28 protein-coding genes are annotated in these 26,441 nt (G+C 60.1%); 19 read left to right on the top strand and 9 right to left on the bottom strand.

Going from position 1 to position 26,441, the window contains the following annotated elements; all coding sequences use genetic code 11:
* Positions 1-10 precede the first annotated feature (10 nt).
* The 10 genes from rplR (at position 11) to rplQ (ending at position 6,981) form a co-directional block, all read left to right on the top strand.
* On the top strand, positions 11-373 hold the full coding sequence (gene rplR / locus ACIK7D_RS08845) for a 50S ribosomal protein L18 (RefSeq protein WP_003521008.1): 363 nt from the start codon (positions 11-13) through the stop codon (positions 371-373).
* Between the two features lie 118 nt (positions 374-491).
* The gene (rpsE, locus tag ACIK7D_RS08840) at positions 492-1,061 is read left to right on the top strand and encodes a 30S ribosomal protein S5 (protein ID WP_004442585.1); all 570 of its coding nucleotides are present in this window, start codon (positions 492-494) and stop codon (positions 1,059-1,061) included.
* Between the two features lie 11 nt (positions 1,062-1,072).
* Positions 1,073-1,279: a 50S ribosomal protein L30 gene (gene rpmD / locus ACIK7D_RS08835; RefSeq protein WP_003495212.1), complete on the top strand. Its 207-nt coding sequence runs from the start codon at positions 1,073-1,075 to the stop codon at positions 1,277-1,279.
* 16 nt (positions 1,280-1,295) lie between these two features.
* The gene (gene rplO / locus ACIK7D_RS08830) at positions 1,296-1,775 is read left to right on the top strand and encodes a 50S ribosomal protein L15 (protein WP_003521009.1); all 480 of its coding nucleotides are present in this window, start codon (positions 1,296-1,298) and stop codon (positions 1,773-1,775) included.
* Between the two features lie 328 nt (positions 1,776-2,103).
* Complete coding sequence (secY, locus tag ACIK7D_RS08825) at positions 2,104-3,444, top strand: preprotein translocase subunit SecY (protein ID WP_003521010.1); 1,341 nt, start codon at positions 2,104-2,106, stop codon at positions 3,442-3,444.
* Positions 3,441-4,031, top strand: a complete 591-nt coding sequence (locus ACIK7D_RS08820) for an adenylate kinase (RefSeq protein ID WP_003507790.1) — start codon at positions 3,441-3,443, stop codon at positions 4,029-4,031. The genes secY and ACIK7D_RS08820 overlap by 4 nt, the downstream gene beginning before the upstream one ends.
* A 302-nt stretch (positions 4,032-4,333) precedes the next feature.
* The gene (rpsM, locus tag ACIK7D_RS08815; RefSeq protein WP_035263425.1) at positions 4,334-4,702 is read left to right on the top strand and encodes a 30S ribosomal protein S13; all 369 of its coding nucleotides are present in this window, start codon (positions 4,334-4,336) and stop codon (positions 4,700-4,702) included.
* A gap of 137 nt (positions 4,703-4,839) precedes the next feature.
* On the top strand, positions 4,840-5,229 hold the full coding sequence (gene rpsK / locus ACIK7D_RS08810; protein ID WP_003521013.1) for a 30S ribosomal protein S11: 390 nt from the start codon (positions 4,840-4,842) through the stop codon (positions 5,227-5,229).
* Between the two features lie 195 nt (positions 5,230-5,424).
* Positions 5,425-6,435: a DNA-directed RNA polymerase subunit alpha gene (locus ACIK7D_RS08805; protein WP_003495228.1), complete on the top strand. Its 1,011-nt coding sequence runs from the start codon at positions 5,425-5,427 to the stop codon at positions 6,433-6,435.
* 120 nt (positions 6,436-6,555) lie between these two features.
* Entirely contained in the window at positions 6,556-6,981 is a 426-nt protein-coding gene (gene rplQ / locus ACIK7D_RS08800) for a 50S ribosomal protein L17 (RefSeq protein WP_003521014.1), read from the top strand.
* An 86-nt stretch (positions 6,982-7,067) separates the two neighbouring features.
* On the opposite strand, the gene ACIK7D_RS08795 is transcribed toward rplQ, so the two are convergent.
* The 3 genes from ACIK7D_RS08795 to msrP are packed head-to-tail and all read right to left on the bottom strand — an operon-like array spanning position 7,068 to position 8,988.
* Positions 7,068-7,382: a hypothetical protein gene (locus tag ACIK7D_RS08795; RefSeq protein WP_149740924.1), complete on the bottom strand. Its 315-nt coding sequence runs from the start codon at positions 7,380-7,382 to the stop codon at positions 7,068-7,070.
* The gene (gene msrQ / locus ACIK7D_RS08790; protein WP_400156107.1) at positions 7,379-8,044 is read right to left on the bottom strand and encodes a protein-methionine-sulfoxide reductase heme-binding subunit MsrQ; all 666 of its coding nucleotides are present in this window, start codon (positions 8,042-8,044) and stop codon (positions 7,379-7,381) included. The genes ACIK7D_RS08795 and msrQ overlap by 4 nt, the downstream gene beginning before the upstream one ends.
* A gap of 2 nt (positions 8,045-8,046) precedes the next feature.
* On the bottom strand, positions 8,047-8,988 hold the full coding sequence (gene msrP / locus ACIK7D_RS08785) for a protein-methionine-sulfoxide reductase catalytic subunit MsrP (protein WP_137453030.1): 942 nt from the start codon (positions 8,986-8,988) through the stop codon (positions 8,047-8,049).
* Positions 8,989-9,300: 312 nt separating this feature from the next.
* Here msrP and ilvD point away from each other — a divergent pair, with 312 nt between their 5' ends.
* Entirely contained in the window at positions 9,301-11,136 is a 1,836-nt protein-coding gene (gene ilvD, locus ACIK7D_RS08780; RefSeq protein ID WP_137453031.1) for a dihydroxy-acid dehydratase, read from the top strand.
* 61 nt (positions 11,137-11,197) lie between these two features.
* On the opposite strand, the gene ACIK7D_RS08775 is transcribed toward ilvD, so the two are convergent.
* A complete protein-coding gene (locus ACIK7D_RS08775; protein WP_400156106.1) occupies positions 11,198-11,455 on the bottom strand; it encodes a hypothetical protein in 258 nt (85 codons plus the stop codon).
* A gap of 120 nt (positions 11,456-11,575) precedes the next feature.
* Here ACIK7D_RS08775 and ACIK7D_RS08770 point away from each other — a divergent pair, with 120 nt between their 5' ends.
* Entirely contained in the window at positions 11,576-12,577 is a 1,002-nt protein-coding gene (locus tag ACIK7D_RS08770; RefSeq protein ID WP_400156105.1) for a serine hydrolase domain-containing protein, read from the top strand.
* Between the two features lie 5 nt (positions 12,578-12,582).
* Here the strand turns inward: ACIK7D_RS08770 and ACIK7D_RS08765 are convergent, their stop codons facing one another.
* Positions 12,583-12,933 carry a lysozyme inhibitor LprI family protein gene (locus ACIK7D_RS08765; RefSeq protein WP_080816653.1) on the bottom strand — a complete coding sequence of 117 codons (351 nt, stop codon included), beginning with the start codon at positions 12,931-12,933 and terminating at the stop codon, positions 12,583-12,585.
* A gap of 174 nt (positions 12,934-13,107) precedes the next feature.
* On the opposite strand from ACIK7D_RS08765, the gene ACIK7D_RS08760 reads away from it, so the two are divergent.
* Positions 13,108-14,514 carry a DegQ family serine endoprotease gene (locus ACIK7D_RS08760; RefSeq protein ID WP_400156104.1) on the top strand — a complete coding sequence of 469 codons (1,407 nt, stop codon included), beginning with the start codon at positions 13,108-13,110 and terminating at the stop codon, positions 14,512-14,514.
* Complete coding sequence (locus ACIK7D_RS08755) at positions 14,511-15,827, top strand: replication-associated recombination protein A (RefSeq protein ID WP_400156103.1); 1,317 nt, start codon at positions 14,511-14,513, stop codon at positions 15,825-15,827. The genes ACIK7D_RS08760 and ACIK7D_RS08755 overlap by 4 nt, the downstream gene beginning before the upstream one ends.
* Before the next feature lie 112 nt (positions 15,828-15,939).
* Here ACIK7D_RS08755 and ACIK7D_RS08750 read toward each other — a convergent pair whose 3' ends face one another.
* Positions 15,940-16,254, bottom strand: coding sequence for a DUF1883 domain-containing protein (locus tag ACIK7D_RS08750; protein WP_127758023.1), 315 nt, complete (start codon positions 16,252-16,254; stop codon positions 15,940-15,942).
* Positions 16,255-16,495: 241 nt separating this feature from the next.
* Here ACIK7D_RS08750 and ACIK7D_RS08745 point away from each other — a divergent pair, with 241 nt between their 5' ends.
* From ACIK7D_RS08745 to ACIK7D_RS08725, 5 genes are all read left to right on the top strand, one after another.
* A complete protein-coding gene (locus ACIK7D_RS08745) occupies positions 16,496-18,310 on the top strand; it encodes a methyl-accepting chemotaxis protein (protein ID WP_400156102.1) in 1,815 nt (604 codons plus the stop codon).
* A 236-nt stretch (positions 18,311-18,546) separates the two neighbouring features.
* A complete protein-coding gene (locus tag ACIK7D_RS08740; RefSeq protein WP_400156101.1) occupies positions 18,547-19,860 on the top strand; it encodes an extensin family protein in 1,314 nt (437 codons plus the stop codon).
* A gap of 486 nt (positions 19,861-20,346) precedes the next feature.
* A complete protein-coding gene (locus tag ACIK7D_RS08735) occupies positions 20,347-21,168 on the top strand; it encodes a sulfite exporter TauE/SafE family protein (RefSeq protein WP_035261319.1) in 822 nt (273 codons plus the stop codon).
* A 104-nt stretch (positions 21,169-21,272) separates the two neighbouring features.
* Positions 21,273-22,199 (top strand): ABC transporter ATP-binding protein, encoded by a 927-nt coding sequence (locus tag ACIK7D_RS08730; protein WP_078052751.1) that lies wholly within the window; start codon positions 21,273-21,275, stop codon positions 22,197-22,199.
* The gene (locus tag ACIK7D_RS08725; protein ID WP_003520396.1) at positions 22,196-22,957 is read left to right on the top strand and encodes an ABC transporter permease; all 762 of its coding nucleotides are present in this window, start codon (positions 22,196-22,198) and stop codon (positions 22,955-22,957) included. The genes ACIK7D_RS08730 and ACIK7D_RS08725 overlap by 4 nt, the downstream gene beginning before the upstream one ends.
* A 167-nt stretch (positions 22,958-23,124) precedes the next feature.
* On the opposite strand, the gene ACIK7D_RS08720 is transcribed toward ACIK7D_RS08725, so the two are convergent.
* The 3 genes from ACIK7D_RS08720 to ACIK7D_RS08710 are packed head-to-tail and all read right to left on the bottom strand — an operon-like array spanning position 23,125 to position 26,384.
* Complete coding sequence (locus ACIK7D_RS08720) at positions 23,125-23,910, bottom strand: SDR family oxidoreductase (RefSeq protein WP_400156100.1); 786 nt, start codon at positions 23,908-23,910, stop codon at positions 23,125-23,127.
* 24 nt (positions 23,911-23,934) lie between these two features.
* On the bottom strand, positions 23,935-24,894 hold the full coding sequence (locus tag ACIK7D_RS08715) for a sugar-binding transcriptional regulator (protein ID WP_003520399.1): 960 nt from the start codon (positions 24,892-24,894) through the stop codon (positions 23,935-23,937).
* Positions 24,895-24,914: 20 nt separating this feature from the next.
* Entirely contained in the window at positions 24,915-26,384 is a 1,470-nt protein-coding gene (locus ACIK7D_RS08710; RefSeq protein WP_400156382.1) for an FGGY family carbohydrate kinase, read from the bottom strand.
* Positions 26,385-26,441 lie beyond the last annotated feature (57 nt).

Here is a 26,441-nt window from a genome sequence, read left to right as displayed (position 1 = left end):
ATCACGCGAAATGGCTAGCAGGAAAGAAGCACTTGCACGTCGCGCGAGTCGTGTGCGCCGCCAGATCAAGGCGGTTGCCAACGGCCGCCCGCGCCTGTCGGTTCATCGCTCGTCGAAGAACATCTACGCCCAGATCATCGATGACGTTGCTGGCAAGACGCTTGCGTCTGCTTCCACGCTCGAAGCCGATCTGCGCGGCTCGCTCAAGACCGGCGCCGACGTTGCAGCAGCAACTGTCGTAGGCAAGCTGGTTGCCGAGCGTGGCGTCAAGGCTGGCGTCAAGGATGTCGTATTCGACCGTGGCGCGTTCATCTACCACGGCCGCATCAAGGCCCTGGCAGACGCTGCCCGTGAAGGCGGCCTGAACTTCTGATTTTTTCCGCCCGGACAACGATCCGGGCGGAATTTCACCGGACCATGCGGATCTCTTCATCGGGGCCGCTGGTCTTTTCGTTTGCCGTTCCACCCGTAAAAGAAAAAGGACAAGGACAATGGCACAGGATAAAAGAGGTTCCCGCGAAGAGCGTCAGAACCGCGAAGAGCGCGATAGCGAATTCGTCGACAAGCTGGTCGCGATCAACCGCGTTGCAAAGGTTGTTAAGGGTGGCCGTCGCTTCGGCTTCGCCGCTCTCGTCGTCGTTGGCGACCAGAAGGGCCGCGTTGGCTTCGGTCACGGCAAGGCTCGTGAAGTTCCGGAAGCGATCCGCAAGGCAACCGAAAGCGCAAAGCGCGATCTGATCTTCGTTCCGCTGCGCGATGGCCGCACGCTGCACCACGACGTCAATGGCCGTCACGGCGCAGGCAAGGTTCTGCTGCGTTCGGCCAAGGCCGGTACCGGTATCATCGCCGGTGGTCCGATGCGCGCCGTTTTCGAAACGCTCGGCGTTCATGACGTTGTTGCAAAGTCGACCGGTTCTTCGAACCCGTACAACATGGTTCGCGCCACGTTCGACGCTCTGAAGCATCAGGTTCATCCGAAGGACATCGCTGCACAGCGCGGTCTGAAGTATGCGACCCTTCAGGCTCGTCGTGCCGCTTCCGGCAACGCTTCTGAAGAATAAGGAGCTGGATCATGGCCAAGAAAACTACTGAAGCCAAGAAGACTGTTACGGTCGAACAGATCGGCAGCCCTATTCGCCGCCCGGCAATCCAGCGTCAGACGCTGGTCGGTCTGGGTCTCAACAAGATGCATCGTCAGCGCACCCTGGAAGACACTCCGGCGGTTCGCGGCATGATCCGTGCGGTCCAGCATCTCGTTCGCGTCGTTGACGAGAAGTGAGACGGAGTAACCTATCATGAAACTCAATGAAATCAGAGACAACGAAGGCGCCTCCAAGGACCGTATCCGCGTAGGTCGCGGTATCGGTTCCGGCAAGGGCAAGACCGGTGGTCGCGGTGTGAAGGGCCAGAAGGCTCGTTCGGGCGTCGCCATCAACGGCTTCGAAGGCGGTCAGATGCCCATCTACCGTCGTCTGCCGAAGCGCGGTTTCAACAACATCTTCGCTTCCGAATATGTTGTCGTATCGCTCGGCCGCATTCAGACCGCCATCGACGCCAAGAAGCTTGACGCTTCCGCTACGATCGATGCCGCTGCTCTCAAGGCTGCCGGCGTTATCCGCCGCGCCAAGGACGGCGTACGCATTCTCGCCGACGGCGAGCTGAAGGCCAAGGTCGCTTTCGAAGTTGCCGGTGCTTCCAAGCCCGCAATCGAAAAGATCGAAAAGGCCGGCGGTTCGATCAAGCTTCTCGCAGTTGCAGCAGAAGCCGCCGAGTAATATATAGACTTCAGACGCCCGGGGCTCGTCGCTCCGGGCGTCTGCGCTCCCTGGCCTATGGTGCTTTCGATCTAAATCGATTTATGGAGCATCAGGGCAATCTCTTCGCGGTGTGCTTCCACGGCCCCGCTTGCGGCAGAAAGTGCTGCAGGGAGAGCCTCACAGTTCTTGAACTTCCGTAGGGGAGGGGATAGGACATAAAAAACAGGGTGAGGCATGATGGCGGCTCAGAGCCGCGTTTGTCCGAAGCCCGGTTTTGACCAGTATCTTTTAGACCTTTCCGCATCGGCCGGTTGCGCTGGCTGGCAAGGGTCATTCGGAGAAATTTATGGCTTCAGCAGCGGAACAACTGGCTTCGAACCTGAATTTTTCGACCTTCGCTAAGGCGGAGGATCTGAAAAAGCGTCTCTGGTTTACTCTTGCCGCACTTCTCGTCTACCGTCTCGGCACCCACATTCCGCTTCCGGGCCTGAACCCCGAAGCCTATGCGCAGGCCTTCCGTGGCCAGGCCAACGGTATTCTCGGTCTTTTCAACATGTTTGCGGGTGGCGCCGTCGAGCGCATGGCGATTTTCGCGCTCGGCATCATGCCTTACATCTCCGCTTCGATCATCGTGCAGCTCATGACCTCGGTCGTGCCTTCGCTCGAAGCGTTGAAGAAGGAAGGCGAAGCCGGCCGCAAGATCATCAACCAGTATACGCGCTACGGCACGGTGCTGCTCGGCACGCTGCAGGCCTATGGCATTGCGGTCGGCCTCGAAAGCGGCAACGGTCTCGTGGTCGATCCGGGCTGGTTCTTCCGCATTTCCACCGTCATCACACTGCTCGGCGGCACGATGTTCCTGATGTGGCTCGGCGAGCAGATCACCTCGCGCGGTATCGGCAACGGTATTTCGCTGATCATCTTCGCGGGCATCGCCGCAGGCCTGCCCAAGGCGCTGGCCGGGACGCTGGAACTCGGCCGTACCGGTGCGCTTTCCACCCCGCTCATCCTGACGGTCGTTGTGGTCGCCATCGGCGTCATCGCGCTCATCGTCTTCGTGGAGCGCGCGCAGCGCCGCCTGTTGATCCAATATCCGAAGCGACAGGTCGGCAATCGCATGTTCCAGGGCGATACCTCGCATCTGCCGCTGAAGCTCAACACGGCCGGCGTCATTCCCGCGATCTTCGCATCGTCGCTGCTGCTGCTGCCGGCAACGGCTGCGGGTTTTGCCGGAAACACCAACCTGCCGGGCTGGGCAACCTCGATCATCGCGTCGCTGCAGCACGGACAGCCGCTGTTCATGGCGCTTTACGGCCTGCTGATCGCGTTCTTCGCGTTTTTCTATACGGCGATCGTCTTCAATCCGAAGGACACCGCAGATAACCTCAAGAAGCATGGTGGCTTCATTCCGGGCATCCGTCCGGGCGAGCGCACCGCGGAGTACATCGATTACGTCCTGACCCGCATCACCGTGGTCGGCGCGATTTATCTGGTCTTCGTCTGTATCCTTCCTGAGACACTTATCGCACGCACGGGCATTCCATTAGCCCTTGGTGGTACTTCGCTTTTGATCGTTGTCAGTGTAACTCTGGACACGGTTGCGCAAATTCAGGGCCACCTGATCGCGCAGCAGTATGAAGGGCTGATCAAGAAGTCGAAGTTGCGTGGAGGAAAGAGGGGACGATGAGACTGATATTTTTGGGTCCGCCGGGTGCGGGCAAGGGAACCCAGGCCAAGCGGCTGACGGACAAGTACGGGATCCCGCAGCTTTCCACCGGTGACATGCTTCGCGCTGCGGTCAGCGCGGGCACCGAAATCGGCAAACGCGCCAAGGCCGTCATGGACGCCGGCGGGCTTGTTTCCGACGATATCGTCAATCAGATCGTTTCCGAACGCATCGAAGCACCGGACTGTGCCAAGGGCTTTATTCTCGACGGCTATCCGCGCACCGTTCCGCAGGCCAAGGCGCTTGCTGACAACATGCGCAAGAAGAATCTGGTCCTCGATGCCGTCATCGAACTCAAGGTGGACGAAGAGGCGCTGATTCGCCGAATCGAAAACCGCGTCGCTGAAACCATTGCCGCCGGCGGTACGGTTCGCTCGGACGACAATCCGGAAGCGTTCCGCAAGCGCCTGACGGAATATCGCGAAAAGACCGCGCCGCTGTCCGCCTATTACAGCGAACAGGGCGAGCTCGTGACGCTGGATGGCATGGCTGACGTCGATGCCGTCACCGAGGCTATCGAGCGCGTTCTCGAGAAAGCCTCCGCCTGATTGACGGAGCGGATGGGCGAGGCTGTTGCGCTCTTGCCCATATCTCGCTTGCGCATGGCGGCTGATCCTTTGGATCGTAAAAGAATCTTGGCGGAGCCGGTTGCTTTTTTGCGCTGATTCCGTTAAACACCGCGCCAACTCGCGACATCCCAAGCGACTGGCGCGGATTTCCCTTAGGGAAGGGAGATCCGGGTTCGGTCGTTTTGACTTGTCACGGACACCAATTTGAACTGGCGGTCTTGTCGGCCGCTCGAATGGAATCACCACTTGCCGGATGGCAACTGGAACCAAGGAGAAGAGACGTGGCACGTATCGCTGGCGTCAACATCCCGACCGCGAAGCGCGTTGTTATTGCGCTGACCTACATTCACGGGATCGGTCCGAAATTCGCGCAGGAAATCATGGACAAGGTCGGTCTTCCGGCTGAAAAGCGCGTTCATCAGCTGACGGATGCTGAAGTTCTTCAGATCCGCGAAGCCATCGACCGCGACTACCAGGTCGAAGGCGACCTGCGTCGCGAGACCTCGATGAACATCAAGCGTCTGATGGACCTCGGTTGCTACCGCGGCCTGCGTCACCGTCGTGGCCTTCCGGTCCGCGGTCAGCGCACGCACACCAACGCCCGCACCCGCAAGGGTCCGGCGAAGGCTATCGCTGGTAAGAAGAAGTAATTTTCCGGTTCTCCGGAAGGGGGAGGCTGGTGCAGTCCGCGCCAGCCTTTCTGAGTTTGGCGTGAAGCCCCGATGGGGTTGATCGCCGGTGTAGCCGCTGGTGTTACGGCGGTGAAGAGATCAATGAAAGGTATAAAATGGCCAAGGAAGCCGCACGTATTCGCCGTCGCGAACGTAAGAACATCACGTCGGGCGTTGCGCACGTCAACTCGACCTTCAACAACACGATGATCACCATCACCGACGCACAGGGCAATGCTATTGCCTGGTCGTCCGCTGGTGCCAAGGGCTTCAAGGGTTCGCGCAAGTCGACTCCGTTCGCTGCCCAGATCGCTGCTGAAGATTGCGCGAAGAAGGCTCAGGAACACGGCATGAAGTCGCTTGAAGTTGAAGTTTGCGGTCCGGGTTCCGGTCGTGAATCGGCACTTCGCGCCCTGCAGGCTGCCGGTTTCATGATCACTTCCATTCGCGACGTGACGCCGATCCCGCACAACGGTTGCCGTCCGCGCAAGAAGCGCCGCGTCTGACGCGACCGTGGTTCGGAAATTCCGCCTTACCTCAGGTCTGGCGGAATTTTCGTGTATCTGGCGTGTGCGCGTCGATTTCGATCGACGGACTTGCGCTCAAGAACCCACCGATGAACCGCTGAATTAGGTTCCTCTCGGTGTTTTCATGCTCGGTCCGTCACGATTGGATGGTGGCGGCGAACGGAAGGTTTAAAGATGATTCAGAAGAACTGGCAGGAACTTATCAAGCCGAACAAGGTCGAGTTCACCTCGTCCAGCCGCACCAAGGCAACGCTGGTTGCCGAGCCGCTGGAGCGTGGTTTCGGTCTTACCCTCGGCAACGCGCTGCGTCGCGTTCTGTTGTCTTCTCTGCGTGGCGCCGCTGTGACGGCCGTGCAGATCGACGGTGTCCTGCACGAATTCTCCTCCATCCCCGGCGTTCGGGAAGATGTGACGGATATCGTGCTCAACATCAAGGAAATCGCCATCAAGATGGACGGCGATGATTCCAAGCGCATGGTCGTGCGCAAGCAGGGTCCGGGCGCCGTAACCGCTGGTGACATCCAGACGGTTGGCGATATCGAGATCCTGAACCCCGACCACGTGATCTGCACGCTTGATGATGGCGCTGAAATCCGCATGGAATTCACCGTCAACAACGGCAAGGGTTACGTACCGGCTGAGCGCAACCGCGCGGAAGATGCCCCGATCGGCCTCATTCCGGTGGACAGCCTCTATTCTCCGGTCAAGAAAGTGTCCTACAAGGTGGAAAACACCCGTGAAGGCCAGGTTCTCGACTATGACAAGCTGATCATGACGATCGAGACCAACGGTTCGGTTTCCGGCGAAGACGCCGTTGCCTTTGCCGCTCGCATTCTTCAGGACCAGCTCGGCGTCTTCGTCAACTTCGACGAGCCGCAGAAGGAAGCAGAAGAAGAATCGGTTACCGAACTCGCGTTCAACCCGGCGCTTCTCAAGAAGGTCGACGAGCTCGAGCTGTCCGTTCGTTCGGCAAACTGCCTGAAGAACGACAACATCGTTTATATCGGCGACCTGATCCAGAAGACCGAAGCCGAAATGCTTCGCACGCCGAACTTCGGTCGCAAGTCGCTGAACGAAATCAAGGAAGTTCTCGCTTCCATGGGTCTGCACCTCGGCATGGAAGTGCCGGCATGGCCGCCTGAGAACATCGAAGATCTCGCAAAGCGTTACGAAGACCAGTACTAACAATCAAAAAGGCAGACCCTTTAAAGACTGCCTTTCCCCGTCAAACAGCAGGTAAGTCACCTGCATGTGCCAGGAAACGGCAGGCCTTAGAGAAGGAACCTGCGAAGAAGGAGAATAGCAATGCGCCACGGTAATTCAGGCCGCAAGCTCAATAGAACCGCCAGCCACCGCAAGGCAATGTTTGCCAACATGGCTGCTTCGCTCATCACCCATGAGCAGATCGTAACCACGCTTCCGAAGGCGAAGGAAATTCGCCCGATCGTTGAGAAGCTCGTCACTCTCGGCAAGCGCGGCGACCTGCACGCTCGTCGTCAGGCGATCTCGCAGATCAAGGATCAGGACGCCGTTCGCAAGCTGTTCGACGCGATCGCAGCCCGCTACGCAAACCGCAATGGCGGCTACCTGCGTATCATGAAGGCCGGCTTCCGCCAGGGCGACAATGCCGCTCTCGCCGTCATCGAATTCGTCGAGCGCGACGTTGACGCCAAGGGCGCAGCCGACAAGGCTCGCGTTGCCGCTGAAGCTGCTGCTGCCGAAGCTGCATAAGGTTTGACGCCGTTCAGGCGTCGTGAGTAAAAAAAAGCCGGGCGAGAGATCGCCCGGCTTTTTCGCGTTAATTTATCTGTTCAGGGTTAGCGGTCTGGCAAACACCGGCTGATCTGGAGAAGAAGATCGGCAATGGGCGCGGTCAAATAAAATCGGTCAGAAGCGTGATGCGCTTGCCAAAGCACTTGCAGGTCTTCTTCTGTAATCTCGCCGCTCTCAATGAGTTCGCCCAGCTGAGAGAGGGCGCGCTGATGCTTGTCGCCTAAGGCTTGCGCAATTCGAGCGGGAGCGAAAGCCACGCCGTCGGCCGCGGCGTGGAATATCTCGGAAAGCGCAGCTTGAGCGCCGGCGAAAATGTCAGGTCGGTGGGAAGCGGTTCGATTTCGATCATTTGGCTTCATGATTTGGACTGATGTTGTAGAGGACTCCTGTTGGCGCGTCTTCCCCGTTTGTGTTGCATGATCGAGGGCCGCACCAGCCGATACCCCAGCAGCACCACCATCGTGCTGATATAAAACACCGGCTCCAGCGTGATCGACTTTCGCGCCAGCACGAAATGCAGCACGCCGACGATGAGCACGAGATAGACGAGTTTGTGCAGCGTGTTCCAGCGGCTGCCGAGTTTGCGGATCGACCAGCGGTTGGAGGTGAGCGCCAGAGGAATGAGCATGAGAAGGCCGGCCATGCCGAGCATGATATAGGGGCGCTTCAGTATATCGCCGGCGATGGAGCCGAGGATCAGGCCGCGGTCCAGCACCAGATAGACGGTGAAATGCGCCAGCACGTAATAAAAGGCGATCAGCCCCAGCGCGCGGCGATAGGCGATGAGGTTGATGTTGAAGAGATCGCGTAGCGGCGTCACCAGAAGCCCCAGGCAGAGGAAGCGCAGCGCCCAGATGCCGAGCAGGTGTTCGAAATCCTTGACCGGATTGAAGCCGAGGCCGCCGGTTGCCGCGAGATAGAAATACCAGAGGCCCGGACAGAGGCCGATCGCATAAAGCGACCAGATTGCTGCCGGCTGGTAACGCTTCGGCAGCGAGGGAAGAGGCAGGGCGAAGGCCATGGTCAATAATTCGCTTTCAGGTCCATGCCGGCATAGAGGCTCGCCACCTCGTCATAACCGTTGAACATCAGGGTAGGGCGGTTCTGGGTGCCAAAGAAACCGCCTTCGCCGATGCGCTGTTCCGTCGCCTGGCTCCAGCGCGGATGATCCACATTCGGGTTGACGTTGGAATAGAAGCCATATTCGCGGGCGTTGGAGTTTTTCCACGTCGTTTCCGGCTGTTTCTCGACCAGCGAAATGCGGACGATGGATTTAATGCCCTTGAAACCGTATTTCCATGGAACGACGAGGCGGATCGGTGCACCGTTCTGGTTGGGCAGGGTCTCTCCATAAAGGCCGACGGCGAGAATGGTGAGCGGATGGCGTGCTTCGTCGAGGCGAAGCCCCTCGACATAGGGCCAGGAGAGAGGCTGAAAGAGGCCGCTTTGCCCCGGCATTTCGTCCGGCCGCACCACGGTTTCGAAAGCGACATATTTCGCGCTGCCGAGCGGCTCCACCTTGTCGAGAAGGGCTGCGAGCGGGAAACCAATCCACGGAATGACCATCGACCAGCCCTCGACACAGCGCATGCGATAGGTGCGCTCTTCGAGAGGGTATTTCATCAGGTCTTCGATGCCGAATTCCTGCGGTTTGGAGACGAGGCCATCCACCTTCACCGTCCAGGGGGTAGGCTTGAACTTGCCGGAATTCTCCTTCGGGTCGGATTTTCCGACGCCGAATTCGTAGAAATTATTATAGCTGGTGACAGCATCGAGCGGGGTGAGCTTCTCATCCAGCTTGTAAGCGCCGGGTTTTGCGGAAAGCGGCGCGGCAACAGCCTCGCGCCCGGCCAGCCCGATTGCCGCCAGCCCCGCCGCCGTGCCGAGGAAGCCACGTCTGGACAGGTAGATATTCTTCGGCGTGATTTCATTTGCCGAGATGAGGGGCGGACGATAGGCGGGCATTGGAACCTCCACAAAAGCCGGGTACATCGGCGATAAATCGATTATGATAGCCAATACGGCCGCTGCACAGATATGTTTCAGCGCTCTGCGGAAAAACAACGGTGGGGCGGCGGAAATCGCGCATTTGTGATGAAGGCGCGGCCCGATAGCACGATGAAGAGAAAGCGTACCGTACCGAACCGTACTGTTTTGCCTCAAGGTGACAGTGACAGGGCTTGCGGTTTGCGCTAGAAAAACCGCAAAATAGGGCAGAGGCCGTTTTGACCGCGCTACGGAAGACGCGTCTTCGCCCAAGAGATTGAGGAAAACACCATGCCAGCCTATCGCTCCAGAACGACAACCCACGGCCGCAACATGGCGGGCGCGCGCGGCCTTTGGCGCGCCACCGGCATGAAGGACAGCGATTTCGGCAAGCCGATCATCGCAGTGGTCAATTCCTTCACGCAGTTCGTGCCGGGCCATGTGCATCTGAAGGATCTTGGCCAGCTCGTTGCCCGCGAAATCGAGGCGGCCGGCGGTGTGGCCAAGGAATTCAACACCATCGCCGTCGATGACGGTATCGCCATGGGCCATGACGGCATGCTCTATTCGCTGCCGTCGCGTGAGATCATCGCGGATTCGGTGGAATATATGGTCAATGCCCATTGCGCCGATGCGATGGTGTGCATTTCCAACTGCGACAAGATCACCCCCGGCATGCTGAATGCGGCGATGCGCCTCAACATCCCCGCGGTCTTCGTTTCCGGCGGTCCGATGGAGGCCGGCAAGGTCGTCCTGCACGGTAAGACGGTTGCGCTCGATCTGGTCGACGCCATGGTTGCGGCTGCAGACGACAAGATTTCCGATGAGGATGTGAAGGTCATCGAACGCTCTGCCTGCCCGACCTGCGGTTCCTGTTCCGGCATGTTCACGGCCAATTCCATGAACTGTCTGACCGAGGCGCTGGGTCTGTCGCTGCCCGGCAATGGTTCGACGCTCGCCACCCATTCCGATCGCAAGCGGCTGTTCGTCGAAGCCGGTCACCTGATCGTCGATCTGGCGCGCCGTTATTATGAGCAGGAGGACGAAACCGTCCTGCCGCGCACCATCGCCAACAAGGCGGCGTTTGAAAACGCGATGTCGCTGGATATCGCCATGGGCGGCTCCACCAACACGGTGCTGCATATTCTGGCGGCGGCGCATGAGGGCGGCGTCGATTTCGGCATGGAAGACATCGACCGTCTTTCCCGCAAGGTTCCCTGCCTTTCCAAGGTCGCGCCCGCCAAGCAGGACGTGCACATGGAAGACGTTCATCGCGCTGGCGGCATCATGCGCATTCTCGGCGAGCTGGAACGCGGCGGGCTCATCAATCGCGATACCTATACCGTTCATGAGGCGACGCTGGGCGACGCCATCGACCGCTGGGACATCACCCGCACCAACAGCGAGACGGTGCGCCAGTTCTTCAAGGCCGCCCCCGGCGGCGTGCCGACGCAGGTGGCCTTCAGCCAGTCCTCGCGCTGGGACGATCTGGATACGGACGGCGAAAACGGCGTCATCCGCTCGGTCGAGAAGCCTTTCTCCAAGGATGGCGGTCTGGCCGTGCTTTACGGCAACATCGCGCTCGACGGCTGCATCGTGAAGACGGCGGGCGTCGATGAATCCATCCTGAAATTCACCGGTCCGGCAGTGGTTTACGAAAGTCAGGATGCGGCGGTGAAGGGCATTCTCGGCAACGAGGTCAAGGCGGGCGACGTCGTCGTCATTCGTTACGAAGGGCCGAAGGGCGGGCCGGGCATGCAGGAAATGCTTTATCCGACCAGTTACCTGAAATCCAAGGGCCTCGGCAAAGCCTGTGCGCTGATTACCGATGGTCGTTTCTCCGGCGGCACCTCCGGCCTTTCCATCGGTCACGCCTCGCCGGAAGCGGCGCAGGGCGGCGCCATCGGCCTCGTGCGCCAGGGCGACCTGATCGAGATCGACATTCCGAACCGTACGATCAACCTGAAGGTCACCGATGCGGAGCTGGCTTCGCGCCGCGCCGCGCAGGAAGAACTGGGCTGGAAGCCGGAAGCGCCGCGCAAGCGCAATGTCACCACGGCGCTGAAGGCCTATGCGGCCTTTGCTTCCAGCGCGGACAAGGGCGCAGTGCGGATTCTGCCGGAGTAAGTTCCGGATTTGCGAGATGATAAGAAGTCGCCGTTGATAAACGGCGGCTTTTTTGTGCCGATCACTCTTTATCGAGCCGATAAGGTCGAAGCGGCACGATTTTCCGCCGTGGCCTGCAAAAGGCATTTGTACGGCCGGTCGCAACAAAGGCCAGCTTGTCCATCATTTTAAAAGGCCGCAGGACAAGGCGTGATGATTTCAGTTGCGGCATCGTTTCCTGTCTTTGCATTTGCGGCAGGGGAATAGTCCTCAAGATCAGAAACTGATTCAAGCGCTTTGCATCTCGATTCCGGAATTCAGGCCAACGCCCTGTTTTCATAGGGATTTTGCGAGACCATCGAATTGGGGTGTGGAAATCCGGTGCTTGAAATCAGGTCACATTGGAGTGATTGGCGGCGTTTCCTCTTTTCATCGCCGTATGGCTTCCTAGCTCAGTGACATGAAAAGACGAACCGCACTTGCCCTTATCGCCTCCCTGCCTTTAGCCCCGCTCACCCGTGCGCAAAGCACCGGCAATGGCATCCGTTTCGATCCGTTGCTGCGGGAGGCGGATGCGCTTTCCAGCCTCAAGGCGATCATTGTCAGCATCGATGGCGAAGAGGTCGCGAGCCGCGCCTATCACGGCGCCGGTTTGAACGGCTCCACCAATATCAAGTCGGCCTCGAAATCGATCATTTCCGCTCTGGTCGGCATGGCCATCGATCGCAAGATTCTCGAAGGCGCCGACCAGCCGATCGCGACCGTTCTGCGCGGCGATTTTCCGCAAAATCCCGATCCCCGGCTGGAACGGATCACCGTCGGCAACCTGCTGTCGATGCAATCCGGCCTGGAGCGCATGTCCGGCCCCAATTACGGCCGCTGGGTCGCCAGCCGCAACTGGGTGCGGATGGCGCTGGGTTCCGGTTTTGCCGGAGAACCGGGCGGTGGCATGCTTTATTCCACCGGCTCCACCCATCTGCTCTCGGCGATCCTGACAAAAGCTTCAGGCCGTTCGACGCTGTCGCTTGCGCGCGACTGGTTCCGTCCGCTCGAAGGATTTTCCATCGGCGGCTGGGAGCGCGATCCGCAGGGCATCTATCTCGGCGGTAACCAGATGGCGATGACGGCGCGGTCTTTGCTGGCCTTCGGCGAGCTTTATCGCCTGGGCGGTGTGACACCCGGCGGTGAGCGGTTGATTTCTCAGGGCTGGGTCGAGCAATCGTGGCGGCAACGTACCAATTCCGTCTTCAACGGCGACGGCTATGGCTATTGCTGGTTCATCAAGGAGATGGCAGGCGAGACGGTCTATTATGCCTGGGGTTATGGCGGCCAGATGCTCTATATCGTACCCGCCAGACGGCTATCGGTTGTGATGACCTCTCGCGAGGACGCACCTTCCGCCCGAACCGGTTATCGTGACCAGTTACATGGCCTTATGGAAAACATCATCCGGGCGGTGTGAGGAGGTCAGAGCGGCCGGTTGATGCTCTGGAACGCCTCTCCGAGACGTTTCATCCGTTCCTCGTAAGCACTGGTAAGGCAGGCAACGTCCGCTGCGCATTCCTGGCGCTTCTTCAGCCACTGGCTCTGCTCGTCGCGCAGCGTGTCGCGTGCGCCCATGGCCATCAGCTGGGTGAGGATGTCGAAGGTGGTGGCCATCTTCACATCCTGATCGTTCAGCGTGCGGTTGTCGCAGATCGCCTTTTCATCCGCGGCCAGATCGGTCTTTGCGCAATCGAAGCTCGCCGCGCTGGCCAGCGAAGCGAAAGAGGGGGAGAGGAGGATGCCGCAGGCAAGGAGGATCGGTTTCAGATGCATGGGTCGTCTCTTTTTAAGGAAAGTCAGGTGCCGGTGAAACCGAAAAGGGGCGCTGTTGGTTCCAATGTCGCCCACCGATCCATGCCTGGAAAAGGACGGCCATCATCTTGCCGCTCTTTGCTTTACAGGCTTTGGCGTTATAACTCCATCATACTGATGACGATGAGGAATCACATGCGAAGCGTGTTGAAGTATCTGTCCACCGGCTTTCTCGCCGCACTCATTCTCCTGCCCGTGGGTGCTGTGGCGCAGGATAACAGGACCGTGCCGTCGAGCCACACGGAAATGCAGCTTTCCTTCGCGCCGCTGGTCAAGCGCACCGCGGGCGCGGTGGTGAATGTCTATGCCGAACGCGTCGTGCAGCGGCGTCTGTCGCCCTTTGCCGGTGATCCTTTCTTCGAACAGTTCTTCGGCCAGCAGATGCCGAACCGCACGGAAAAGCAGTCGTCGCTCGGCTCCGGCGTGATCGTGACCGCCGGCGGCCTCGTGGTGACCAACAATCACGTCATCGACGGTGCCGATGACATCAAGGTGGCACTGGCGGATGGGCGTGAATTTTCCTCCAAGGTGCTGCTGAAGGATGACCGGGTCGATCTCGCCATTCTGCAGATCGATGCGAAGGAGCAGTTTCCCGTGCTGTCGCTCGGCAATTCCGATGCGATTGAAGTGGGTGATCTGGTGCTGGCCATCGGCAACCCCTTCGGTGTCGGCCAGACGGTGACGAGCGGCATCGTCTCGGGTCTGGCACGCAACCAGGTCACGCAGGGCGATTTCGGCTTCTTCATCCAGACCGACGCTTCCATCAATCCCGGCAATTCCGGCGGCGCATTGATGAACATGGCGGGCGAGCTGATCGGCATCAATACGGCCATCTTCTCCAAGGGCGGCGGCTCGAACGGTATCGGTTTTGCCATTCCCGCCAATCTGGTCAGGGTTTTCGTCGCTGCCGCCGAGCGTGGCGATGCGAGCTTCGAGCGACCCTATATCGGTGCGACCTTCGATCCGGTGACATCGGATGTCGCCGAGGCGCTTGGCCTGCATCGCGCCCGCGGTGCGCTGGTTGTCAGTGTCATCAAGGACGGTCCGGCGGAGAAGGCGGGTATCGAGCCGGGGCAGGTCGTCACCGCCGTCAATGGCCTCGAGGTGGAACATCCGGATGCGCTGGGTTATCGCCTGACGACCGCCGGCATCGGCAAATCCGCCGAACTGACGGTGATGGACAAGGGGAAAGAGAAAAAGGTGACCATCGCGCTCGATACCGCGCCGGAAACCGCACCGCGCGATGAACGGCTGATCGAGGGCCGCAATCCCTTCGCCGGCGCGACTGTCGCCAATCTTTCGCCAAAGCTTGCCGATGAACTGCGCATGCCCTCGCAGGTGACCGGCGTTGTCATTGCCGATGTGAAGCGTGGCTCGCCGGCCTATCGTGTCGGTTTCCAGCCGAAAGATGTGATCCTGTCGCTGAACGGCGCGGATATCGGCACCACCGCTGCGGTTGAGAAGGCGCTGGATGACAATCCCGGCTTCTGGCGCGTGGAAATCCTGCGTGACGGACAGCGCATCCGGCAGTTCCTGCGATGAACGACGACCTCTTCGCCCCGCAAGTGCCCGTGGAGGTCGCCAACCGGCGGCCTCTCGCCGATCGTCTGCGTCCGAAGACGCTGGCGGAGGTGAGCGGGCAGCCGCATCTGACGGGCGAGGAGGGCGTGCTGCGCCGCATGATCGACAGCGGCTCACTGGGGTCGATGATTTTCTGGGGACCGCCCGGCACCGGCAAGACCACGGTTGCCCGTCTGCTTTCCGGCGAGGCGGGTTTGGCTTTCGAGCAGATCTCGGCGATCTTTTCCGGGGTCGCCGATCTCAAGAAGGTTTTCGAAGCGGCGCGCACACGGCGGATGAATGGCCGGCAGACGCTGCTTTTCGTCGACGAGATTCATCGCTTCAACCGCGCCCAGCAGGATAGCTTCCTGCCGGTCATGGAAGACGGCACCATCATTCTGGTGGGCGCCACCACCGAAAACCCGTCTTTCGAACTCAATGCCGCTCTGTTGTCGCGGGCGCGTGTGTTGACATTCCGCTCGCATGACGAGGAGAGCCTGAGCGAGCTTCTGAAGCGCGCCGAGGAGGCGGAGGGCAAGTCGCTGCCGCTGACGGAAGAGGCACGGGCCAGTCTGATCCGCATGGCCGATGGCGATGGCCGCGCTGTGCTGACGCTTGCCGAAGAGGTGTGGCGGGCGGCACGCAAGGACGAGACCTTCGATACCGAAGGGCTGACGCGCATCGTGCAGCGCCGCGCGCCCGTCTACGACAAGAGCCAGGACGGCCATTACAATCTCATTTCCGCGTTGCATAAATCCGTGCGCGGTTCGGACCCGGATGCCGCGCTTTATTATCTTGCCCGCATGTTCGATGCCGGCGAAGATCCGCTCTATATCGGCCGTCGGCTGGTGCGCATGGCGGTGGAGGATATCGGCCTTGCCGATCCGCAGGCGCTCGCCGTCTGCAATGCCGCCAAAGATGCCTATGATTATCTCGGTTCACCCGAGGGTGAGCTGGCGCTGGCGCAGGCCTGCGTCTATCTCGCCACCGCGCCGAAATCGAACGCCGTTTATACCGCCTTCAAGTCGGCGATGCGGGCGGCCAAGGAAAACGGCTCGCTGGTGCCGCCGAAACATATTCTGAACGCGCCGACCAAGCTCATGAAGGGCGAGGGTTATGGCGACGGTTACCGCTACGACCATGACGAGCCGGATGCCTTTTCCGGACAGGACTATTTCCCGGAAAAAATGGGGCGCACGACCTTTTACGATCCGCCAGATCGGGGTTTCGAACGGGAAATCCGCAAGCGTCTGGACTGGTGGGCGAAGCTGCGTCGCGAGCGTGGATCGCGCTAGCATTTTACGCGCCTGCGCCGAAACCGTATCGCGGTCGATCTTAAGAAAAAGATTCAGGCCGCTGGCAAAAAGAGTCGTGAAACCGCGACAACTCGCTGTTTTTTAAGGAAGATCAGGATGCCTTGCGATGCTGTGCCGCCTGCGGCTGTGCGGGCAGCATCTTGACCGAGGATTCCGCCAGGCCGCTATGGCCTTCGGCATCGATCACCAGATGCCAGTGCAATGTCTCGGGAATGGCGATGCGGATCGGCGATTTTTTCGCAACGCCGCCGAGATATTTGAAATCGAGCAGTTCGGTGAAACGCTGGAAATTCGCGCCCGTCATCAGCCGCACATTGTTGACGGCTGACAGGGATATTTCAAGGGTAGTTCCTGCCCGCAATTCCTTCAGGTCATAATGCGTATAGCGAAAATTCGGCCGGGCCATCGCGCCCTCCCTGTAAAGTAATTTCGGTCAAAGAGGATAGGGGCCGCACGGTTAACGGTGTCTTTAAATGCCGCTGGCCGGTTTGAAAATTCACGCTTGCTGTGCCTGTCTGGCATGATGGCGCCAAGGAGTATGAGCATATGAGAACAATACCAACGTATAATATGTGTATTTAATAATAATAAATTTTTTGCCTTTAACATCGGCTGGTCGAAGTGCATCAGCGACGTTGAGGGGGAACATGAAAAACGTAACAATATCTACGCGCCTTTATGCGCTCGTCGCATTGTTTCTGGCAATACTGGCCGCGGCGCTGACATTCAGCCTGTTTGAAAGCTACCACGAGATGGAGCGCGAACGGAAAGCCGGGCTTGCGGCAATGAACGAAACCGCTGTTGCCATTCTCGATCAATATTACCGGCTGGAGCAGGGCGGAAGCCTGACGCGGGAGGCGGCGCAACAGCAGGCCAAGACGACCATTGCGGCAATGCGCTACGGCAATGGCAGCGGCTATTTCTGGATCAACGATATGCATCCCAAAATGGTGATGCATCCGATCAAACCTGAAATGAACGGCACTGACCTTACCGCCAACAAGGACCCGAATGGCAAGGCGCTGTTCGTGGAGTTCGTGAATACGGTCAAGGCGGGTGGCAAGGGCTTTGTCGATTATTACTGGCCGAAGCCCGGCGCGCCGGAGCCGGTCGAGAAATTTTCCCATGTCGCCGGTTTCACCCCCTGGGGCTGGATCGTCGGCACCGGTGTTTATGTTGACGATCTTGAAGCGGTATTCTGGCGCGACGTCTATTTTAACGGCGGTCTTTGCATCGCTGCGGGTCTTCTGGTTGTCGGCGTGGCTGCAGCCGTCGTGCGCAGCGTGACGCGGCCGATCGATCTTATCCGCCAGAGCATGCGGCGGATTGCCGACGGTGACGGCGAGGCCGAAATCAGCTTCGCCGACCGTCGCAATGAAATCGGCGCGATTGCCAAGACGCTGCTGGTGCTGCGCGACAGCGTCAATGAGCGCAGCGCGCTGCAGGCCCGCGAGGCGGATCAGCAGCGGGCACTGGAGCAGGAGCGGCACGGTAACGAGATGGTTCTGCGCTCCGCTTCCGAGCGGCAGGCCCATGCCATGGAGCGACTGGGCAATGCGCTCGAAGCGCTTGCCAATGGCGACCTGACCGTTTCGCTTGCGGATATCGGCGCGGATTATGAAAAGCTCCGCATGGACTTCAACCGTGCCGTCGGCGCATTGCACGGCGCGATCGAGGCGATTGCCAGAACGGGCCATGTGGTCAATGACAGCGCCTCCGATATCAGCGGTGCGACCGGTAATCTTTCCCGCCGCACCGAACAGCAGGCAGCGGCGCTGGAAGAGACGGCGGCTGCTCTGGACGAGATCACCGCCACGGTGCGCACGGCTTCCGAGCGTGCCAACGAGGCCCGACAGATGGTGCAGGACACGAAAACCAGCGCCGGCCGCTCGGGCGAGATCGTGCGCAATGCTGTCGACGCCATGGGGCGTATCGAGGAGTCTTCCAAGCGCATCGGCCAGATCATCTCGGTCATCGACGAAATCGCCTTCCAGACCAATCTTCTGGCGCTGAATGCCGGTGTGGAAGCAGCGCGTGCGGGCGAGGCCGGGCGTGGTTTTGCCGTCGTGGCGCAGGAGGTTCGCGAACTGGCGCAACGTTCCGCCAATGCGGCCAAGGAAATCAAGACCCTCATCAACCGTTCGGCGGAAGAGGTTGGCGGCGGCGTCGCACTGGTGCGCTCGACGGGCGATGCGCTGGAAGAGATCGTGGCGCTGGTCAATCGTGTCGATGGCCATGTGAACTCCATCGCCACGGCGGCGCGCGAGCAGGCGACCGGCCTGCAGGAGATCAACACCTCCGTCAACCACATGGACCAGATGACACAGCAGAACGCCGCCATGGTGGAAGAAACGACGGCGGCCAGCCAGACGCTCGCCGAGGAAAGCCGCCAGCTGCGCTCGCTGCTGTCGCGTTTCGAGCTTGGACATGGCGCCGGGCGCGAGGTTTCGCGGGCCGCTTGATTTCAGGTGTTTCAGGAAGTTAAAGGGCGCGGCTTTGGCCGCGCCCTTTGTTATGGACAGGACTTTATCCGACCGCTCCGTCATCCGGCGCGATTGTCGCGGTCTTGTGTGGATGGGACTGCGCCAAACACATCATTCGTTATTTCCCGCAACCAATAAGGTTTCGTTTACCTCATTTCTTTAAAATTTATCCTGTATTGCCGCGAATAGCGGCCGCTGAAGGTACAGGTTCTCGTATGGCGTATGTTTCCCTTCCGCGTCGTCTTGTGACGTTGCTGATGATTTCCACGGTCATGGTGTCGTGTTCGGCGGAGGGCCTCGTGCCACCGGCGGAGGTGGATGGCACCACACGCGTCAGCGCCATCCGCTCATCGCGGCAGCAGGGTTACAGCGCGCCGGCGGGTGCGGTGTATCAGGCCGAGCAGGCCGGGCAGGGCGCCGATTATCCGGCAGCCGTTTCACAGCCGATGCCGGAGCCTTACGCCTCGCAGGATCCCCTGCTGCAATCGCCGCAGGGTGGGCAGGGTTATTCAACGCTCGATTCCCAGCACCAGGCGCGCATGGCGGCCAGCGGCCATGGCAATATGCCGGCGCAGACAATGCAGGGTCAGACAATGCAGGGCCAGACGATGCAGGGGCAGACCATGCCCGCGCAGCAGATGACCAGCAACCAGATCGCCGAAGGCGAAGGCGGCGTGAACATGGATTCCATGCTGGGCGTGGAGCCGGTCCGCGGACTTGCCGAAGAACAGGATGCGGATATTGCCGAAGGCGCGTCGGCGCAGCCGGTGGTGGATGGTATCGGCACGGACAATCCCGTGGCCGTTCCTCCGGCCCGCCAGCCGCAACGGGCCAGCCAATCGCGGCTCATCCCGCCGCCGCCGCTCGGCTCCTCCTCCCGTCGTCAGCCGGTGGAGGAAGTGGCGATGGTGATGCCGAACGATCCGATGGCTGGTGGCGGGCTGCAAAGCAACCGCTCGATGGCGCCCGGTGTCATGCCATCTTCCGAAGTTGCCTGCCGTTCCGAGTTGCGCCGCCTCGGCGTCGCTTTCCGGGATGTCGCGCGCATTGCCGACGGTCCGACCTGCGGTATCGATTATCCGATCGAGCTCAGCGGTCTTGCCAGCGGCGTCGCCATCCGGCCGGCGGTGAAGCTCAATTGCCAGGTCACGCTTGCCTTCGCCAAATGGGTGAAGTTCGAGCTCGTGCCATCCTCGCGCTTCCGTTATCTCTCCGGTGTCGGGCGCATCACGCCGATGGGCGGTTATTCGTGTCGCAAGATGAATTCACGCTCCAGCAATCCGTGGTCCGAACATGCGCGCGGCAACGCCATCGATATCGGCACCATCACGCTGAAGAACGGCAAGGAAATCGACGTGCGCAAGAAAAGCTTCTTCGCCTTCCGCGAAAAGGCGTTGCTGAAGGCGGTGAGGTCCGACAGCTGCAAATATTTCTCCACCGTTCTCGGGCCGGGCAGCGATCCCAATCACTGGAACCATTTTCACTTCGACCTGCGCACCCGCAAGTCAGGTTACAGGCATTGTGACTAGGGGGATTGAGACGCGAACGGCGTGATTGGGCAGGGCGATAGTCGGGCGGCATTTTAGACGCTCGCTGTAATGCGTCACGTTTGCAACTTCCGTCATTCCGGCCTTGAGCCGGAATCCAGCCGACGCGCGTCAGCGCGACGGGAAGACTCCTTTCAGCTCAAGGACTTGAGCTGGCTGGATTCCGGCTCAAGGCCGGAATGACGGAAGTGCGGATTCACTTGTCGGAATTCCAACTCTTCTGTCACATTCCCACAAAAAAAGACCGGCCCGAAGGCCGGTTGAAGAAGACAGCCTTATCGGGGGGATATCGGCGTCTTTGCAAGGGCATGCAATGGGAAACGATCCCATGGAGTGGTCCATCCGGCGCGGATGTGCGGCAAAAGATATCGCGCCGTACTGACCTGCGGCCAACATGGCTTGCCGCGCTCTTCTGATACGCTATGAGGGTCACATGTTTGTGACAACGGCCTTCGGGAGCCTGCCTTTATGCCCCCTGTTTCAGAGCTGATGGTCTTTGCTGCGGCGCTTGCGGCAGCGGGTGTGGTCGCCGGTCTTCTGGCGGGGCTGTTCGGCATTGGCGGCGGCGCGGTGCTGGTGCCCGTCTTTTACCAGGTCTTCGGGCTGCTGGATGTGCCGGAGGCGGTGCGCATGCATCTTTCGCTCGGCACCTCGCTTGCCATTATCGTGCCCACCTCCATCCGTTCGTTCCTGACGCATCGTCAGAAAGGCGCGGTCGATATCGATCTGTTGAAGGGCTGGATCGTCGCCGTGCCGCTCGGCACCATCCTCGCATCCGTGGTTGCGGCCCATGCCTCGAGCGTTGCGCTGCGGCTGATCTTCGCCTTCATCGCGCTGGCGCTTGCCTTCCGGATGATCTTCAACCGGGCAAGCTGGCATCTCGGTTCCGACCTGCCGCAGAACCCGGGCCGTTTTCTGGTGGGCACCGGCATCGGGCTTTTTTCGGGCCTGATGGGCGTGGGCGGCGGGGTGATGAACAACACCTTCATGACGCTCTACGGACGCACCATTCATCAGGCAGTCGCCACGTCTTCCGGCGTCGGCGTGCTGATTTCGCTGCCGGGGCTGCTGGGTTACATCTGGGCCGGCTGGGGTGATGCGGGCCTGCCGCCGTTTTCCACCGGCTTCATCAACTGGATCGCCGTGGTGCTCTTGATCCCCATTACGCTCGTGGTCGCGCCCTATGGCGCGCGGCTGGCGCATGCGCTCAGCAAGAAGCAGCTGGAGCGCGCCTTCGGACTGTTTCTGGTCTTCGTTGCGGCGCAGTTTTTCTATAGCGTTTACGGCTGATTTTCCTTAATCGCCGAACGCAGTGTTCAGCCCGTCGGACTGGCATTTGCGCATTCTACGGCCTATATGGCGTGCATCTTACTCGGTTTTTCGAAAGATTCGCCATGAATGCCATTGTTTCGATACGGAATCTGACAAAATCCTACGCAAACGGCTTTCAGGCGCTCAAAGGTGTCAGCCTCGATATCAAAGAGGGGGAAATCCTCGCTCTTCTCGGTCCGAATGGTGCTGGCAAGACGACATTGATCTCCATCGTCTGCGGCCTCGTCAATCCCGGTGAAGGTTCGGTTCTTGTCGGCGGGCACGATGTGGTGAAGGATTTTCGCCAGACCCGCGCCCTGATCGGCCTCGTGCCGCAGGAATTGACCACAGACCAGTTCGAGACGGTGTGGAACACCGTCAGCTTCTCGCGCGGCCTGCACGGGCAAAAGAAGAACCCGGAGCTGATCGAGCGTATCCTGAAATCGCTGTCGCTCTGGAACAAGAAGGACAATATGCTTCGGGAGCTTTCCGGCGGCATGAAACGGCGTGTGCTGATCGCCAAGGCGCTCGCGCATGAGCCGAAGGTTCTGTTCCTTGACGAGCCGACGGCCGGCGTGGATGTGGCGCTGCGCCGCGACATGTGGAATGTGGTTTCCGAGCTGCGCGCCAAAGGTGTCACCATCATCCTCACCACGCATTACATCGAAGAGGCGGAAGAAATCGCCGACCGCGTGGGCGTCATCAACGGCGGCGAATTGCTGCTGGTGGAAGAAAAGACGGCGCTGATGAAGAAACTCGGCCGCAAGCAGCTTTTCCTGGAGCTTGCCCAGCCCGTGGAGCAATTGCCCGACAGTCTTGCGCCCTTCGGTCTGACGCTTTCCGATGACCGCTGCACCGTCACCTATGAAATCGAGGATAATGGCGAACAGAGCCGCATTGCCGATGTTCTGAGCGCTCTTTTCGCCGCCAACATCCATTTCAAGGATATTTCAACGCGGCAGAGTTCGCTTGAGGATATCTTCGTTTCGCTGGTGGGAGGCCAGAAATGAATTTCGAAGCCATCAAGGCCATCTATCTGTTCGAAATGGCGCGCACGCGCCGCACCCTGCTGCAGAGCGTGGTCTCCCCGGTCATTTCCACATCGCTTTATTTCATCGTATTCGGAACCGCGATCGGTTCGCGGATTCAGGAGGTTGGCGGTGTTTCCTACGGCGCGTTCATAACGCCCGGCCTCATCATGCTGACGCTTCTGACGCAATGTATCGGCAACGGCTCCTTCGGCATCTATTTCCCGAAATTCACCGGTACAGTCTATGAAATCCTCTCCGCACCGGTGGCGATGACGGAAATTCTGGCCGGTTATGTCGGGGCGGCGGCGACCAAGGGGCTGATGATCGGCACGATCATCCTGATTACCGCTTCCTTCTTCGTGGATATCACCATCGCCCACCCGTTCATGATGATCCTGTTCTTCGTGCTGACGGCAGTGAGCTTCAGCCTGTTCGGCTTCATTATCGGCATCTGGGCGACGAATTTCGAGCAGCTGAACCTCATCCCCATGCTGGTGGTGCCGCCGCTGACCTTCCTCGGTGGCAGCTTCTATTCCATCGACATGCTGCCGCCCTTCTGGCAGACGGTCAGCCACTTCAACCCGGTGCTTTATCTCATCAGCGGTTTCCGCTGGAGTTTTTATGAGATCGCCGACGTCAATCCTGCCATCAGCCTGGCGATGATCACGCTGTTTCTGGCGCTGTGCCTCGGTGTTGTCGGCTGGATGTTCAAGACGGGGTATCGGCTGCGCAACTGACGGCATCCGCATTCCCTTCATTCCTGTGCCTGTCACAGGAATCCAGCCGACGCGCGTCTGCGCGGCGGGGAGGTCCTTTCAGCCCAAGGACTTGGGCTGGCTGGATCCCTGTGACAGGCACAGGGATGAGGGAGATCGGGGCGTTCTGCCCCGTTCCCAAACAAGCCTTACGACATGATCAACCCGCCGTCGACATTGATCGTCTGCCCAGTGATGTATGCCGCATCTTCGGAAGCCAGAAACGCCACCAGTGCGGCGACTTCGGCGGGCGTTCCAGCGCGGCGCATGGGGATGTTGCGTACCCATTCGGCCATTAGTTCGCCCGGCTTGTAGTCGCCCAGCATCTGGCCCCAGACGCGGTCGTTATAGTCCCACATTTCGGTGTGGATGATGCCCGGGCAGATGGCGTTGACGGTGATGCCTTCAGGCGCCAGTTCCTTGGCAAGGCTTTGTGTCAGGCCGATAACGCCGAATTTCGAGGCGGCATAATGCGGGGTATAGATGAAGCCTTGACGCGCCTGGCCGGAAGCGGTGTTGACGAGGCGGCCCTTGGTGCCGCTTTCGCGGAAGCGGCGGATTGCCTCCTGGCAGCAGAGGAACGCGCCCTTGGTGTTGACGTCGAGATTGAAATCCCACTGTTCCTGCGTCAGTTCCTCGATCTTGGAAATGGTGATGACGCCGGCATTCTGGACGGAGATGGAAAGCGCGCCGATCGCTTCTTCGGCAGCACCATAGGCCTCGCGCACCGCTGCCGCGTCGCGCACATCGAGGATGACGCCGTGTGTGACCGCGCCAGTTTCGTCCGCTAGTTTTCTGGCGGCGTCATGGGTGTCCCTGTCGACAGAGGCGATGGCGACTTTTGCGCCTTCCTCGGCAAAACGGCGGGCGATGCCGTATCCGATGCCCTTGTTGCCTCCGGTCACGAATACGGATTGACCTTCAAAGCGCCTCATGTCTCCTCCTTTATGGGATTTTGGCTATGTTTCCTTGCCGACCAGTCGTTCGGCGGTGAATTTATCGGTGACGAGCACGTCGATCACACCGGTTCTGAGCGCACCGGCAATCGCCTCGGTCTTTTTCGAGCCGCCGGCCAGCGCAATGACGCGGTCGACATTGGAGAGATTTTCCAGCGGCAGGCCGATGACCCGGTCGTCGAGCGGCGTCTTCACCGGCTTGCCTTGCCTGTCGAAGAAGCGCAGCGAGATGTCGCCCACCGCACCCGCCTGGGCGAGATCGGCCAGTTCCTTGGCGGAAAAAATGTTGCCGGAACGGGCGAGAAGCTCAGATGGTTCGACGGCGCCGACGCCGACGATGGCGAGCGTGATCGACCCGAAGAGATCGATGGTTTCGCGCACGAAGGGATCGGCGAGCATCAAGAGCTTGGCTTCGCGCGAGGTGGCGACGCCCGGCACCGGCAGCAGCTTCGGTTCGGCCTCCGTCAGCCGCGCCAGCCGGGTGGTGATCTGGGTCGCATGCGTCTGAACGGAAGGATCGCCCATGCCGCCCAGCGTCTGGACGATATAACGCGCCTTGGCACCTTTAAGCGGGTGGATGTTTTCCACCATCTTGAAGATTGTCTGGCTCCAGCTGGAGACGCCGATGATCTCGTTCTGTGACAGCGTCACCTCGAGGAAATGCGCCGCTGCCTCGCCGATGCGGGCCATGATCGCGCCGTCGCGATCCTCGCTGCAATCGACAACGATGGCTTCCGGCAGGTCGAAACGTTCGCGCAGCTGCGCTTCCAGATCGCTATAGGTGCCGGGCGGCGGAATGATGCTGGTGCGGACGATACCTTCGGCCTCGGCACGCTTCAACATGCGCGAGACGGTGGCCTGCGACAGGTTGAGATGCTGCGCAATTTCCGCCTGCCTTTTGTGCTCGCTGAAATACATCTGCGCCACGCGGGATATCATTCGAAGTTCGTTTAGCCTGCCCATAAGCCCTCCAGGGTGAATTTTTATTCACCATTACCCGAGGTTACAGGCAAGGTCGAGCGGGCAATCGCATCGCGCCAGACGCTGAGCTGCTGGCTGTTTTCGCTCGCGGACGGCGCGATGGTGTTGCCGTTGCTGTTCAACGCCGCGATGGCATCGAGATCGCTCCAGACACCGAGGGCGAGGCCGGCGAGATAGGCGGCACCCAGTGCCGAGGCTTCCGGCGCGTCACGCTGGATGACGGGGTGTTGCAGCATGTCGGCGACACATTGCATCAGGAAACGGTTCTGGCTCGGGCCGCCATCCACGAACAGGCGTCCAAAGCCCGAAGGCGACTGTGCGCGCATGGCGGCGAAGACGTCATGGACCTGAAAGGCAATCGAGTCAGTGACGGCGCGGGCCATCTGGGCACGCGTGGTGCTGAAATTGATCTGCGAGAACAATGCACGCGCATTGGTATCCCAATAGGGCGCACCGAGGCCAACGAAGGCCGGCACGAAACCGGGGCCGTTTGGCTCGGCAGTGGCGGCGAGTTCCACCAGCGCGGCGACATCCGGCAGGCCAAGAATCTCCGTCATCCAGGGCAGGGAGGCTGCCGAAACGAGAATATTGCCTTCAAAAGCGAAGGTCGGTTTGCCGCCGAGCCGCCATGCGACCGTGGTGGTGATGCCGCGTTCTGGCGCGATGAAATGCGGCAAGGTGGTCATCACAGATGAGCCGGTGCCGAAAGTGACCTTGCCGTCACCGGGGTTGAAGGCGCCGTGGCCAAAGAGGGCTGCGTGGCTGTCGCCGATGGCGGCGAGGATCGGTGTGCCGTCCTTGATACCGGGAACGCCTGATGTGGTGCCGAAGTCGCCGCTGCTATCGCGCAGAGCGGGCAGGGTGTTGATATCGATGCCGAAGAGCTCGCAAAGCTCATCGCTCCAGACCTGCCGGTTGAGATCGAGCACCTGGCTGCGGGCGGCGTTGGAGGCGTCGCAGGCATGCACCTTGCCGCCGGTGAAGCAATGGATGAGCCAGCTATCGATGGTGCCGACACGGAGCCTGCGCCCCTTCGGGGCACGCTCCAGCAGCCAGCGCATTTTTGCGCCGGGAAACATGGGGTCGATCGGCAGGCCGGTCAGCGCCATGACGTGCTCGGAATGGCCCTTTTCGACCAGTTCGGCGCAGTCCTGCGCCGTGCGGCGGCATTGCCAGCTGAGCACCGGGCCGAGCGGCTCGCCGGTTTCGCCATCCCATATGGTGACGGATTCGCGCTGGTTGGAAATGGCGATGGCCGCGACATCGATGTCAGAGGGGGCGGCGCCGAGGCAGGCGGAGATCGCTTCACGGACCGAGGCCCAGATGCGGTTCGGATCCTGTTCCACCCAGCCGGGCTGCGGATAGGCGATGCCGACGGGAGATGAGCCGCGCGCCAGCAGCTCTCCGCTTTCCGAGACGAGTATGGCCTTGGAATTGGTGGTGCCCTGATCGATGGACAGAATGGCGCGCATCATGGAGGTCTTTCGTCGGCAGTTTTTCGTTTGGGCCTTGCGGGGATTAAACGACGA

This window comes from Agrobacterium sp. P15N1-A, from assembly GCF_044626815.1.
GTDB lineage: Bacteria > Pseudomonadota > Alphaproteobacteria > Rhizobiales > Rhizobiaceae > Agrobacterium > Agrobacterium leguminum.
The sequence above is the reverse complement of the archived record's forward strand: the minus strand, read 5'-3'. Positions and strand labels throughout refer to the sequence as shown.

Bases quoted from the DNA above. Each gene is read 5' to 3' on its own strand.
- rplR (WP_003521008.1), top strand. From the start codon at position 11: ATGGCTAGCAGGAAAGAAGCACTTGCACGTCGCGCGAGTCGTGTGCGC.
- rpsE (WP_004442585.1), top strand. From the start codon at position 492: ATGGCACAGGATAAAAGAGGTTCCCGCGAAGAGCGTCAGAACCGCGAA.
- rpmD (WP_003495212.1), top strand. From the start codon at position 1,073: ATGGCCAAGAAAACTACTGAAGCCAAGAAGACTGTTACGGTCGAACAG.
- rplO (WP_003521009.1), top strand. From the start codon at position 1,296: ATGAAACTCAATGAAATCAGAGACAACGAAGGCGCCTCCAAGGACCGT.
- secY (WP_003521010.1), top strand. From the start codon at position 2,104: ATGGCTTCAGCAGCGGAACAACTGGCTTCGAACCTGAATTTTTCGACC.
- ACIK7D_RS08820 (WP_003507790.1), top strand. From the start codon at position 3,441: ATGAGACTGATATTTTTGGGTCCGCCGGGTGCGGGCAAGGGAACCCAG.
- rpsK (WP_003521013.1), top strand. From the start codon at position 4,840: ATGGCCAAGGAAGCCGCACGTATTCGCCGTCGCGAACGTAAGAACATC.
- ACIK7D_RS08805 (WP_003495228.1), top strand. From the start codon at position 5,425: ATGATTCAGAAGAACTGGCAGGAACTTATCAAGCCGAACAAGGTCGAG.
- rplQ (WP_003521014.1), top strand. From the start codon at position 6,556: ATGCGCCACGGTAATTCAGGCCGCAAGCTCAATAGAACCGCCAGCCAC.
- ACIK7D_RS08795 (WP_149740924.1), bottom strand. From the start codon at position 7,382: ATGAAGCCAAATGATCGAAATCGAACCGCTTCCCACCGACCTGACATT.
- msrQ (WP_400156107.1), bottom strand. From the start codon at position 8,044: ATGGCCTTCGCCCTGCCTCTTCCCTCGCTGCCGAAGCGTTACCAGCCG.
- msrP (WP_137453030.1), bottom strand. From the start codon at position 8,988: ATGCCCGCCTATCGTCCGCCCCTCATCTCGGCAAATGAAATCACGCCG.
- ilvD (WP_137453031.1), top strand. From the start codon at position 9,301: ATGCCAGCCTATCGCTCCAGAACGACAACCCACGGCCGCAACATGGCG.
- ACIK7D_RS08775 (WP_400156106.1), bottom strand. From the start codon at position 11,455: ATGAAAACAGGGCGTTGGCCTGAATTCCGGAATCGAGATGCAAAGCGC.
- ACIK7D_RS08770 (WP_400156105.1), top strand. From the start codon at position 11,576: ATGAAAAGACGAACCGCACTTGCCCTTATCGCCTCCCTGCCTTTAGCC.
- ACIK7D_RS08765 (WP_080816653.1), bottom strand. From the start codon at position 12,933: ATGCATCTGAAACCGATCCTCCTTGCCTGCGGCATCCTCCTCTCCCCC.
- ACIK7D_RS08760 (WP_400156104.1), top strand. From the start codon at position 13,108: ATGCGAAGCGTGTTGAAGTATCTGTCCACCGGCTTTCTCGCCGCACTC.
- ACIK7D_RS08755 (WP_400156103.1), top strand. From the start codon at position 14,511: ATGAACGACGACCTCTTCGCCCCGCAAGTGCCCGTGGAGGTCGCCAAC.
- ACIK7D_RS08750 (WP_127758023.1), bottom strand. From the start codon at position 16,254: ATGGCCCGGCCGAATTTTCGCTATACGCATTATGACCTGAAGGAATTG.
- ACIK7D_RS08745 (WP_400156102.1), top strand. From the start codon at position 16,496: ATGAAAAACGTAACAATATCTACGCGCCTTTATGCGCTCGTCGCATTG.
- ACIK7D_RS08740 (WP_400156101.1), top strand. From the start codon at position 18,547: ATGGCGTATGTTTCCCTTCCGCGTCGTCTTGTGACGTTGCTGATGATT.
- ACIK7D_RS08735 (WP_035261319.1), top strand. From the start codon at position 20,347: ATGCCCCCTGTTTCAGAGCTGATGGTCTTTGCTGCGGCGCTTGCGGCA.
- ACIK7D_RS08730 (WP_078052751.1), top strand. From the start codon at position 21,273: ATGAATGCCATTGTTTCGATACGGAATCTGACAAAATCCTACGCAAAC.
- ACIK7D_RS08725 (WP_003520396.1), top strand. From the start codon at position 22,196: ATGAATTTCGAAGCCATCAAGGCCATCTATCTGTTCGAAATGGCGCGC.
- ACIK7D_RS08720 (WP_400156100.1), bottom strand. From the start codon at position 23,910: ATGAGGCGCTTTGAAGGTCAATCCGTATTCGTGACCGGAGGCAACAAG.
- ACIK7D_RS08715 (WP_003520399.1), bottom strand. From the start codon at position 24,894: ATGGGCAGGCTAAACGAACTTCGAATGATATCCCGCGTGGCGCAGATG.
- ACIK7D_RS08710 (WP_400156382.1), bottom strand. From the start codon at position 26,384: ATGCGCGCCATTCTGTCCATCGATCAGGGCACCACCAATTCCAAGGCC.